This is a genomic window from Streptomyces sp. NPDC085900 (genome assembly GCF_044540925.1).
GTDB classification, from domain to species: Bacteria; Actinomycetota; Actinomycetes; order Streptomycetales; family Streptomycetaceae; genus Streptomyces; species Streptomyces gilvifuscus.
In genome coordinates this window covers 1-13,014 of record NZ_JBITSP010000027.1, presented here as the reverse complement: position 1 = coordinate 13,014, position 13,014 = coordinate 1, and the positions used below count along the sequence as shown (strand labels likewise).

Below are 13,014 nucleotides of genomic sequence, written 5' to 3'. Positions count from 1 at the left end.
TGTGGTGACCAGGGACAGGCCCAGGTCCGCGACCGACACCTCGGGGTGCGCCTGGGCATGCGCCAACAACCGCACCGCCTGATCCCGCAACGCCGTGGGCGTCTTGGCGGAGAGGACGAGGGGAAGCGGAGTCGGCTCGGCGGGCTTGAGCTCCTCGACGGGCGCGGGCCCGGCGAGCTCGGGCTCGGGTGCCTGCTCCAGGATGACGTGGGCGTTCGTACCGCTCATACCGAAGGACGAGACACCGGCCCGGCGCGGACGGCCGGTCTCCGGCCAGGGCTGCTCCTCGGTGAGGAGCGCGAGGGACCCCGATGTCCAGTCGACGTAGCGCGAGGGCTTGTCCACGTGCAGGGTGCGCGGCAGCAGTCCGTGGCGCATCGCCATGACCATCTTGATGATTCCGGCGATACCGGCCGCGGCCAGGGTGTGGCCGATGTTGGACTTCGCGGAGCCGAGCCACAGCGGTCGGTCCTCCGGGCGGTTCTGGCCGTACGTCGCCAGCAGCGCGCCGGCCTCGATCGGGTCACCGAGCCTGGTGCCGGTGCCGTGCGCCTCCACTGCGTCCACGTCGCCCGGTTCCAGTCCCGCGGAGGCGAGGGCCGCGCGGATCACCTTCTGCTGGGCGGGGCCGTTGGGGGCGGTGAGGCCGTTGCTGGCACCGTCCTGGTTGATCGCACTGCCCCGAACCACGGCGAGTACCCGATGCCCGTTGCGGCGGGCGTCCGACAGCCGCTCGACGACCAGGACGCCGACGCCTTCGGCGAAGCCGGTGCCGTCGGCCGCGTCCGCGAAGGGCTTGCAGCGGCCGTCGGGGGCCAGACCGCGCTGGCGGCTGAAGTCCACGAAGCCGGACGCGGTGGCCATCACGGTGACCGCACCGACGAGGGCCATGGTGCACTCGCCCTGGCGCAGCGCCTGCGCGGCAAGGTGCAGGGCGGTCAGGGACGAGGAGCAGGCCGTGTCGACGGTGACCGCCGGGCCCTCGAAGCCGAAGGCGTAGGCGACCCGCCCCGACAGGACACTGGTGGCGGTGCCGGTCATCCGGTAGGCCTCGGTGCCCTCCGGGGGGTGCGTGAGCATCAGCTGGTAGTCGTCGCTGACGCAGCCGGCGTACACCCCGGTACGGCTGCCGCGCAGCGTGTCGGCATCGATGCCTGCCCGCTCGACGGCCTCCCACGAGGCCTCCAGGAACAGCCGCTGCTGCGGGTCCATGGCCAGCGCCTCACGCGGGTTGATGCCGAAGAAGGCGGCGTCGAAGCCGGCGGCGTCGTAGAGGAACCCGCCTTCCTTCGCGTAGGAGGTGCCGGTGTGCTCCGGGTCGGCGTCGTACAGTCCCTCCAGGTCCCAGCCCCGGTCGGACGGGAAGCCCGATATGGCGTCCCGTCCGGCGGCCACCAGATCCCACAGGTCCTCCGGCGAGCGCACCCCGCCGGGGAAACGGCAGCTCATACCGACGATCGCCAGCGGCTCGGTGCTCCGGTCGTCCGTGTCCTTCAGTCGGCGGCGCGTCTCCTGGAGCTCGGCCGTCACCCGTTTGAGGTAGTCACGGAGCTTCGTGTCCTGATCACTCATGGTTGGCTTCCTTGTCACGAGGTGGTGCCGAGCTCGTTGTCGATGAACGCGAAGAGTTCGTCGTCGGTGGTCAAGCCGTCGAGGTCCCCGAGACCGTCGGGGGTCGTGCGGCCGTCGGGGGATCCGAGGCCGGCGGAACGGGCGATGTCCGCTGCGGCCACCTCGCGCAGCAGGGACTCCAGACGCTGGACGATGCGTTGCCGCGCGCCCGCGTCCTCGGCCGCCGAGACCAGTCCGGCGGCGAGGCCGTCGAGGCCGGATTCCGCCCTCGCGGCATCGACGGCGGCCGCCGACGGGACACGGGAGGCCAGGAAGGTGGCGATCGCCTCTGGGGTCGGATGGTCGAACACCAGCGTCGCGGGCGGCACTTGGCCCGTCACCTCACCCAGCCGGTTGCGCAGGGTCACCGCGGCCATGGAGTCGAAGCCCATGTCCTTCAGGGACTTCTCCGGGTCGACCTGTTCGGGGTGGCCGTAGCCGAGGGCCGCGGCGATCTCGGCCCGCACGAGGCCCAGCAGATGCTCCACCCGCTCGGACTCCGGGAGCCCGGCCAGGACGTCGGCCGGTGCGGTCGCGGCACCGGCCGGCGCGGCGGCCTTCGCCTCCTGTCGTACGGCAACCGCAGGTGCGAGGGCGGCCGGGTCGGCCTCCAGCCAGTAACGGCTGTGCTGGAAGGCGTACGTCGGCAGCTGCGCCGGACGCGCTCCGGAACGGCCCAGCAGAGCCCGCCAATCGATCGACGCGCCCCTCGTCCACACCTCCGCGAGCGCGGTCAGGAGCGTGCGCACCTCGGACCGCTTGCGCCGCTGAGCGGCACTGAGCAGCACCCGTGGGCCCGCTTCAGCGAGGGTGTCGCGGGTCATGGCGGTGAGGACGGCGTCGGGGCCGATCTCGAGGTAGGTGGTGACGCCGAGGGTGTGCAGTTCGTTGATGCCGTCGGCGAAGCGGACGGCTTGGCGGGCGTGGCGGACCCAGTATTCGGGGGAGGTGATCTCTTCGGTGGTCGCGGTGCGTCCGGTCAGGTTCGATATCAGCGGCACCTGGGGTGGCAGGTAGGTGAGGCTTTCGGTGACCTGCCGGAACTCGGCCAGCATGGGTTGCATGTGGTGGGAGTGGAAGGCGTGGGAGACCTGGAGGAGTTTGGTCCTGCGTCCTTGGGTCTGCCAGTGTTCGGCGATGGTGTGGACTGCCGGTTCGTCTCCTGCGATGACGGTGGAGGCGGGGCCGTTGAGTGCGGCGATCTGGACGCCGTCGGTCAGGGTGGGCAGGACCTCGGCTTCCGAGGCTTGCAGGGACAGCATTGCTCCGCCCGGGGGCAGGTTCTGCATGAGCCGGCCGCGGGCTGCGACCAGGCGGCAGGCGTCCCGCAGGGACCAGAGTCCGGCCGTGTATGCGGCCGCTATCTCGCCGACGGAGTGGCCGGTCAGGTAGTCGGGTCGTACCCCCCAGCTGTGCCACAGGCGGGCGAGTGCCACCTCGAAGGCGAACAGGGCGCACTGGGTGTAGCGGGTCTGGTGCAGCAGTCCTTCGGTGTCGTCGGTGAACATCACCTCGCGCAGGGGGCGGTCCAGGTGGGTGTCCAGCTCTGCGCAGACCTCGTCCAGGACCTCCGCGAACACGGGGAAGGACTCGTACAACTCCCGTCCCATACCGGCCCGCTGACTGCCCTGACCCGTGAACAAGAACGCCGTCGAACCCGCCTGAACCGTTCCGGTCGTGACGTAGGCGCTGGGCCTGCCCTGGGCCAGAGCGTCGAGGGCGGTGTGGAGTTCGTCGTGGTCGGCGGCGATCACCACGGCCCGGTGATCGAGGGCTGCTCGGGTCAGGGCCGAGGCGGCGCCCAGGTCGGACAGGACCGGAGGATCGGTCCGGTCCCGCAGATCGGTGAGCAGGCGGGCGGCCTGGGCGCGCAGGGCCTGCTCGTTGTGCGCGGAGAGGACGAGGGGGGTCAGCGGCAACGAGTCGGGCTCCGGCTCGACTGGCTCTTCCTCGGGTGCCTGTTCCAGGATGACGTGGGCATTCGTGCCGCTGATGCCGAAGGACGAGATGCCCGCGCGGCGTGGGCGGCCGGTCTGGGGCCACGGCTGTTCCCGCGTGAGGAGTTTCACGGCGCCGGACTGCCAGTCGACGTACGTCGACGGCTCGTCCACGTGCAGGGTGCGCGGCAGCAGTCCGTGCCGGATCGCCATGACCATCTTGATGACCCCCGCGACACCGGCGGCAGCCTGGGTGTGGCCGATGTTGGACTTCGCGGAGCCGAGCCACAGCGGCCGGTCCTCCGGGCGGTCTTGGCCGTACGTCGCCAGCAGCGCGCCGGCCTCGATCGGGTCACCGAGCCTGGTGCCGGTGCCGTGCGCCTCGACGGCGTCGATGTCTCCGGGCTCCAGATCGGCCGCGGCCAGCGCCTGGTTGATGACCCGCTGCTGGGCGGGGCCGTTGGGGGCGGTGAGGCCGTTGCTGGCACCGTCCTGGTTGATCGCACTGCCCCGGACGACCGCCAGCACACGGTGGCCGTTGCGCCGCGCGTCCGACAGCCGCTCCACCAGCAGCAGACCGACGCCCTCGGACCAGCCGGTGCCGTCCGCGGCCTGCGCGAAGGGCTTGCAGCGGCCGTCGGGCGCCAGTCCGCGCTGGCGGCTGAAGTCCACGAAGGTCCCCGGCGACGACATGACCGTCACACCGCCGGCCAGCGCCATGGCGCACTCGCCAGAGCGGAGCGACTGGATGGCCATGTGCAGGGCCACGAGGGAGGACGAGCACGCGGTGTCGACTGTGACAGCCGGTCCTTCCAGGCCGAAGGTGTAGGCGATCCGGCCGGTGTTGACACTGCTGGTGTTGCCGGTGCCGATGTAGCCCTCGACGTCACCGGGCAACGCGGGCAGTCGACTGGCGTAGTCCTGGTACATCACCCCCGCGTAGACCCCCGTACGGCTGCCCGCCAGGGACCGCGGGTCGATGCCCGCCCGCTCGAACAGCTCCCAGGAGGTCTCCAGCAGGAGTCGCTGTTGCGGGTCCATGGCGAGCGCCTCGCGCGGGGAGATGCCGAAGAACTCGGCGTCGAACTCGGCGGCGTCGTACAGGAATCCGCCGTCCTTCGCGTATGTCGTGCCCGTGTGGTCCGGGTCCTCGTCGAAGAGGCGGTCCAGGTCCCAGCCGCGGTCCTCCGGGAATCCGGAGATCGCGTCGCGGCCCGCGGCCACCAACTCCCACAGGTCCTCCGGGGAACCGACCCCTCCCGGGTAGCGGCAGCTCATCCCGATGATGGCGATCGGATCGTCGTCGGTCCCCGCGAGGGCGGCGGTGGTCGCCGCCGGCACGGCGGACGGGTCGTTGTCCGGGAGGCCCAGCTCGGAGCGCAGGTGCCGGGCGAGCGCCGTCGGGGTGGGGTGGTCGAAGACGAGGGTGGCGGGCAGTCGCAGGCCGGTGACCTTGTTCAGGCGGTTGCGCAGCTCGACTGCGGTCAGCGAGTCGAAGCCGAGGTCCTTGAAGCCGCGCCGGGCGTCCACGGTGTCCGGGGCGCCGTAGTCCAGGACATCCGCGACCTCGGAACGGACCAGGTCGATGAGGTGCTTCTCCTGTTCACCTGGGGGCAGTGCCGCGAGCCGGTCGGCGAGGGGGACGGTCGCGGTGCCGTGGGCGGCCGCCTCGGCGGCACGACGGACCGGCGTACGGACCAGCCCGCGCAGGACCGGTGGCAGCTCCTCCACCGGACGTGACCGCAGCGCAGCCGGGTCGAGGCCCAGCGGTACGACCTCGGCGGCGTCCAGCGCCAGCGCCTGGTCGAACAGCCGCAGCCCCTGCTCGGGGGAGAACGCGGTGAGCCCGGTGCGGGCCAGACGTGCCCGGTCGGTGTCGTCGAGGGCCGCCTCCATGCCGCCCTCGGCCCACAGGCCCCAGGCCAGCGAGGTGGCCGGCAGCCCCAGGGCCCGGCGGTGATGCGCCAGGCCGTCCAGGAAGGTGTTGGCGGCGGCGTAACCGCTCTGGCCGGCGGTTCCGAAGGTACCGGCTACGGAGGAGAAGAGGACGAAGGCGGTGAGGTCGAGGCCGAGTTCGGTGCTCACCTCGTGCAGGGCCCAGGCCCCGTCGACCTTCGGACGCAGCACCGCGTCCACCCGTTCACGGGTCAGCCCCTGGATCACGGCGTCGTCCAGCACTCCCGCGGTGTGCACGACAGCTGTGACCGGTGACTGCGTCAGCACCCGGGCCAATGCCTCCTGGTCGGCCACGTCGCACGCCACGGTCCGTACCGACGCGCCCAGGGCGGCAAGCTCGGTCTCGAACGCACCGGCTCCCGGGGCCTGCGGGCCGCTTCGGCTCAGCAACAGCAGCCGGCGCACTCCGTGCTCGGCCACCAGATGCCGCGCGACCAGACGACCCAGTGCACCTGTCGCACCCGTGACCAGCACCGTGCCCTCACTCGCCCACGGCGAGTCCGTCGCCGGGCCCGGCTGTGCACGGACCAGCCGGGGAACCACGACCTTGCCTGTCCGCACCGCCGACTGCGCATGCCCGCTCACCGGCACGTCGCCTCCGGTGTCGGAGTCGACGAGCACGAAGCGGTCCGGGTTTTCCGACTGGGCCGATCGCACCAGTCCCCATACGGCCGCGCCGGCTACGTCCGTGACCGGCTCGCCGTCGCAGGCGGTCACGGCTCCTCGTGTCACCACCACGAGCCGGGAGGCAGCCCATCTGTCGTCCGCCAGCCACTGCTGGAGCAGGTCGAGCGTCGAGCCGACCGCGTCGTGCACCCGCTGGGGGACAGAGTCGCCGGTGCTCGTGGGGGCGCGCACCACCACCGCATCCGGCACCAGGTCGGTCGCCGCCAGCTCACTGAGCGACCCGAACGAGCCCACACACTCGCCCGAGGCGACGCCCACCCCGCTGCCACCGACCATGGCCCACGAACCGCTGAACGGCGCCGCCTCCGGCACCGATGCCACCCACCGCATACGCAGCAGGGCATCGTCGAAGCCGGCGGACGCCGCATGCCGGAGCTGGTCGGTGGAGACGGAGCGCAGGGTCAGTTCCTCGACCATGGCGAGGGGCGCACCGGTCGCGTCGGCGAGCTGGAGCGAGACCGCGTCCGGCCCGACCGGAGCCAACCGCACCCGCGCCACCGCGGCACCCGCCGCGTACAGCCGCACACCGCTCCATACGAACGGCAGCCGGGTGTCGCCGTGCCGCGGTAGCACACCGAGGCTGATCCCGTGGAAGGCGGCGTCGAGGAGGGCGGGGTGCAGCCCGAAGCCGGGCGCGTCACCGGCCTGTTCCTCGGCGAGGACGACCTCCGCGAACACCTCCTCACCAAGCCGCCAGGCAGCCCGCAGCCCCTGGAACGCCGGCCCGTAGTCGTAGCCGCTTTCCGCCAGCGCCTCGTAGTGCCCGGTGATGTCGAGCTGTGTCGCACCGGCCGGCGGCCACTGGTGCAGTGCGAAGGCCGCTTCCCGGTCGGTGCCGGAGACGAGGGTGCCGGTGGCGTGCCGGGTCCAGGGGGCGTCCGTGTCGGCGTTCTCCGGGCGCGAGTGGATGCTCAGCGGGCGGCGGCCCGTCTCGTCCTCGGCAGCCACGGTCACCTGGACCTGGACCGCGCCGCGTTCGGGCAGGACCAACGGGGCCTCGAGGGTCAGTTCGTCCACGACGTCCATGCCGAGCGCCTCGCCCGCGCGCAGGCCCATCTCCACGAGGGCGGTGCCGGACAGCAGCACGGTGCCGAGAACCGCGTGGTCGGCGAGCCACGGCTGACCGGCCAGCGACAGCCGGCCGGTGTAGACGGCTCCGTCGGCATCCGCGAGGGACACGACGGCGCCTAGCAGGGGGTGTCCCGCCGACCCCAGTCCGAGACCGGTGACGGCGTCACCGCGCGGACCGCTCTCGGCCCGAAGCCAGTAACTCCTGTGCTGGAAGGCGTACGTGGGCAGTTCCACCGTACGCGACCCGCGACCCGCGAACACGGCCCGCCAGTCGGGACCCGATCCCCGTACGTGCATCCGCGCCAGAGCCGTGACGACGGCCGCGGCTTCCGGCCGGTCCCGGCGCACGGATGGGACGAACTCCAGTTCGGCGACATCGTCTGCGGGGAGGGTGTCGCGGGTCATGGCGGTGAGGACGGCGTCGGGGCCGATCTCGAGGTAGGTGGTGACGCCGAGGGTGTGCAGTTCGTTGATGCCGTCGGCGAAGCGGACTGCTTCGCGGGCGTGGCGGACCCAGTATTCGGGGGAGGTGATCTCTTCGGTGGTGGCGGTGCGTCCGGTCAGGTTCGACACCAGCGGGATCTGCGGTGACAGATACGACAGGCCTTCCGCGATTTGCCGGAACTGGGCCAGCATGGGTTGCATGTGGTGGGAGTGGAAGGCGTGGGAGACCTGCAGCCGTTTGGTTTTGCGGCCTTGGTTGCGCCAGTGTGCGGTGAGGGACAGGACCGTCTCCTCGTCGCCTGCGATGACGGTGGAGGCGGGGCCGTTGAGTGCGGCGATCTGGACGCCGTCGGTCAGGGTGGGCAGGACCTCGGCTTCCGAGGCTTGTATCGACACCATCGCTCCGCCCGGGGGCAGGTTCTGCATGAGCCGGCCGCGGGCTGCGACCAGGCGGCAGGCGTCCCGCAGGGACCAGAGTCCGGCCGTGTATGCGGCCGCTATCTCGCCGACGGAGTGGCCGGTCAGGTAGTCGGGTCGTACCCCCCAGCTGTGCCACAGGCGGGCGAGTGCCACCTCGAAGGCGAACAGGGCGCACTGGGTGTAGCGGGTCTGGTGCAGCAGTCCTTCGGTGTCGTCGGTGAACATCACCTCGCGCAGGGGGCGGTCCAGGTGGGTGTCCAGCTCTGCGCAGACCTCGTCCAGCGCGGCCGCGAACACGGGGAAGGACTCGTACAACTCCCGTCCCATACCGGCCCGCTGACTGCCCTGACCCGTGAACAAGAACGCCGTCGAACCCGCCTGAACCGTTCCGGTGACGATCCGGGACGTGTCCCGGCCTTCGGTCAGGTTCGTGAGGGCCTCGCGCAGGTCGGTGTCCTCGGCGGCGAGCACGACCACGCGGTGTTCCAGGCCCGCGCGAGTCAGGGCGAGGGAGGAGGCGAGATCGAGGAGGGGGACGTCGGGAGCGTCGTTCTCCAAATGGTTCAGGAGTCGCCAGGCCTGAGCGCGCAGGGCCTGTTCGTTCCGGGCGGAGAGGACGACGGGGGTCAGCGGCAGCGAGCCGGTTTCCGGCTCGACTGGCTCTTCCTCGGGTGCCTGTTCCAGGATGACGTGGGCGTTCGTGCCGCTGATCCCGAACGACGAGACCCCGGCCCGGCGCGGACGGCCGGAATCGGGCCAGGTCTGCTCCTGGGTCAGCAGCTGCACCGCGCCGGATTCCCAGTCGACGTACGTCGACGGTTCGTCCACGTGCAGGGTGCGCGGCAGCAGTCCGTGCCGGATCGCCATGACCATCTTGATGACCCCCGCGACACCGGCGGCAGCCTGGGTGTGGCCGATGTTGGACTTCGCGGAGCCGAGCCACAGCGGCCGGTCTTGGGGGCGGTTCTGGCCGTACGTCGCCAGCAGCGCCCCCGCCTCGATCGGGTCACCGAGCTTGGTGCCGGTGCCGTGCGCCTCCACCGCGTCCACGTCGGCGGTGGTGAGCCGGGCGTTGGCAAGGGCATCGCGGATGACCTGCTGCTGGGCGGGGCCGTTGGGGGCGGTGAGGCCGTTGCTGGCACCGTCCTGGTTGATCGCACTGCCCCGGACGACCGCCAGCACACGGTGGCCGTTGCGCCGCGCGTCCGACAGCCGCTCCACCAGCAGGACGCCGACACCTTCCGACCAGCCGGTGCCGTCCGCTGCCTCCGCGAAGGACTTGCAGCGGCCGTCCTGGGCAAGGCCCTGCTGGCGGCTGAACTCCACGAACGTGCCGGGCGTGGCCATGATCGCGACACCGCCGGCGAGGGCCATGGTGCATTCGCCCCGACGCAGGGCCTGTGAGGCCAGGTGCAGGGCGGTCAGCGACGAGGAGCAGGCGGTGTCCACGGTGACCGCCGGGCCGGTGAGGCCGAGCGTGTAGGCGACGCGGCCGGAGAGCACGCTCGCCTGGCTTCCGGTGAGCCGGTGGCCCTCGACGCCCTCGGTGGCCTCGTGCAGGGCGGGGCCGTAGTCGTGGTACATGAGCCCCGCGAAGACGCCGGCCCGCGTGCCGCGGACGGACGCCGGGTCGATGCCGGCCCTCTCGAAGACCTCCCAGGAGGCCTCCAGGAACAGCCGCTGCTGCGGGTCCATGGCGAGCGCCTCGCGCGGGGAGATGCCGAAGAACTCGGCGTCGAACCCGGCGGCGTCGTACAGGAATCCGCCTTCACGGGTGTACGAGGTGCCGGTCCGCTGCGGGTCCTCGTCGAAGAGGCGGTCCAGGTCCCAGCCGCGGTCCTCCGGGAATCCGGAGATCGCGTCCCGGCCCGCGGCCACCAACTCCCACAGGTCCTCCGGGGAACCGACCCCTCCCGGGTAGCGGCAGCTCATCCCGATGATGGCGATCGGATCGTGAGCCGTGTCCTGCAGCTCCTGGTTCATCTTCCGAAGCCGCGCGGTCTCCTTGAGGGAGTCCCGCAGAGCGGCTACGACCTTCGCGGACGAGGCGTCCGTCATGTCCTTCCCACTTTCCGTACTCATCAGGATCCGATGCCTTCTTGTGCCAGGCGGACGAGCTCGTCGACGTCCATGCCGTCGATCAGGTCCGCTTCGATGTCGGGGATGGACGCGGCCAAGGTGGGCGTTTCGTCCATGGGGCTCGCGACCGGGGCGGTCGACGCCTCGGGGGCCTGCTCCCGCGCCGGGAACAGCCGCTCGCGTACCAGCTCCGCCACGGCCACCGGGGTGGGGTGGTCGAAGACGAGGGTGGCGGGCAGTCGCAGGCCGGTGGCCTTGTTCAGGCGGTTGCGCAGCTCGACCGCGGTCAGCGAGTCGAAGCCGAGGTCCTTGAAGCCGCGCCGGGCCTCGACCTTCTCGGTGATCCCGAGGACGGCGGCGACCTCCGCGCGCACCAGGTCGACGAGCGACTTTTCCTGCTCACCTGGAGGCAGTGCCGCGAGCCGGTCGGCGAGGGGGACGGTCGCGGTGCCGGGGGCGGCCGCCTCGGCGGCACGACGGACCGGCGTACGGACCAGCCCGCGCAGGACCGGCGGCAGCTCCTCCACCGGACGTGACCGCAGCACGGCCGGATTCAGCCTGGCCGGTACCGCGTACGCGGACGGTCGGCTCAGGGCGAGGTCGAACAGGGCCAGTCCCTGTTCGGGCTCCAGCGCGGTCATGCCCGTGGTGCGAGCCATCCGCTCCCGGTCGGTGTCGTCGAGGGCCGCCTCCATGCCGCCCTCGGCCCACAGGCCCCAGGCCAGCGAGGTGGCCGGCAGCCCCTGGGCCCGGCGATGGTGCGCCAGAGCGTCGAGGAAGCCGTTCGCCGCCGCGTAGTTGCCCTGCCCGGGTCCGCCGAGCACGCCCTGGACGGAGGAGAAGAGGACGAAGGCGGTGAGGTCGAGGCCGAGTTCGGTGCTCACCTCGTGCAGGGCCCAGGCCCCGTCGACCTTCGGACGCAGCACCGCGTCCACCCGTTCACGGGTCAGCCCCTGGACCACCGCGTCGTCCAGCACTCCCGCGGTGTGCACGACCGCGCTGACAGGGGACTCCGCCAGCACCCGGGCCAATGCCTCCTGGTCGGCCACGTCGCACGCCACCGTGCGCACCGACGCACCCAGACCCGTCAGCTCCGCCTCGAACTCGACGGCCCCCGGCGCCTGCGGACCACGCCGGCTCAACAACAGCAGTCGGCTTACTTCGTGCTCGATCACCAGGTGCCGTGCCACCAGACGACCCAGTGCACCCGTCGCACCCGTGACCAGTACCGCGCCGTCACCCGCCCACGGCGACACCACCGTCGCCGAACGGGCCTGGGCACGCTCCAGCCGGGGAAGCAGAACTTCGCCCGAGCGCACTGCCGACTGCGCCTGTCCGCTGACCGGAACATCGCCCTCGTCGTCGCAGTCCACCAACACGAACCGATCGGGGTTCTCGGACTGGGCCGATCGCACCAGACCCCATACGGCTGCGCCCGCCATGTCCGTCACGGGTTCACCGTCGGACGCGGCCACGGCTCCTCGTGTCACCACTACCAGCCGGGAGGCGGACCACCTGTCGTCCGCCAGCCACTCCTGGAGCAGCTCGAGCATCGAGGCGACCGTGTCGTGCACCTGCTGGGGAACATCGATGGCCTCGGCACCTGGGGCAGGACGTACCACCACCGCATCCGGCACCCGGCCGGCGGCCGCCAGCTCACTGAGCGAGGCGAACGAGCCCACACACTCGCCCGAGGCGACACCCACCCCACCCGCACCGACCACGGCCCACGAACCACTGAACGGTGTCGATGCCGTCTCTGCGACCCAGTCGAGGCGGAACAAGGATTCACCGAGCTGGTTCCGGCCGGCGGTCAGCTGCTCGGGCGCCACGGTGCGCCGGGCGAGCGAGTCCACCGTCGCGAGGGGCGCACCGGTCGCGTCGGCGAGCTGGAGCGAGACCGCGTCCGGCCCGGCCGGAGCCAACCGCACCCGCGCCACCGCGGCACCCGCCGCATGCAGCCGCACACCGCTCCACGCGAACGGCAGTCGCGTGTCCCCGTGCTGCGGCAGCACACCGAGTTCTATGGCGTGCAGGGTGGCGTCGAGGAGGGCCGGATGCAGTCCGAAACCGGTGGCGTCATCCGCCTGGTCCCGCGCCAGTGCGACCTCCGCGAACACCTCCTCACCACGCCGCCACGCGGCGCGCAGCCCCTGGAACGCCGGGCCGTAGTCGTAGCCGCTTGCCGCGAGCGCCGCGTACCAGCCGTCGAGGCCGACCGGCTCCGCGTCGCGCGGCGGCCAGGTGGTCAGTTCGGCCGGGGGCACGGCCGTGTCGGCCGCGGAGGGAGCCAGGGTGCCGGTCGCGTTCCGGGTCCACGTGGCCTCCCTTTCCGGGGTGGCGGTGCGCGAGTGGATGCTCAGTGGGCGGCGGCCCGTCTCGTCCTCGGCTCCCACGGCGACCTGGACGTCGACGTCGTCCTCGGAGGGCAGCAGCATCGGCGCCTCGAGCGTGAGTTCTTCGAGGACGTCGAGGCCGACTGCCTGCCCGGCTCGCAGGCCCATCTCGACCAGGCCGGTACCGGGCAGCAGCACGGTTCCGAGGGCGGCGTGGTCGGCCAGCCACGGGTGACTGCGTACGGACAGCCGCCCGGTGAGCACCGCGCCGCTGTCGTCCGCGAGGGAGACGGCCGCAGCGAGCAGCGGGTGATCGGCCGTAGCGAGGCCCAACTCACCTGCGGCCTGCTCCCGGTCGAGACGCCGGCCGGCCTCCAGCCAGTAGCGGGTGTGTTGGAAGGGGTAGGTGGGGAGGTCGACGGTGTGGGCTGGGTGGTGGGTGAAGGACTGGGTCCAGTCGACGGTGGTGCCGT

At 71.8% G+C, this 13,014-nt stretch carries 2 protein-coding genes and 1 pseudogene; all 3 read right to left on the bottom strand.

Going from position 1 to position 13,014, the window contains the following annotated elements:
• Positions 1-1,530: type I polyketide synthase (locus tag ACIGDI_RS43325; RefSeq protein WP_399908547.1), on the bottom strand; the 1,530-nt coding region annotated here is incomplete at its 3' end.
• A 56-nt stretch (positions 1,531-1,586) separates the two neighbouring features.
• A pseudogene (locus ACIGDI_RS43320) lies at positions 1,587-10,082 on the bottom strand (type I polyketide synthase); the annotation flags it as partial.
• 125 nt (positions 10,083-10,207) lie between these two features.
• Positions 10,208-13,014: type I polyketide synthase (locus tag ACIGDI_RS43315; protein WP_399908545.1), on the bottom strand; the 2,807-nt coding region annotated here is incomplete at its 5' end.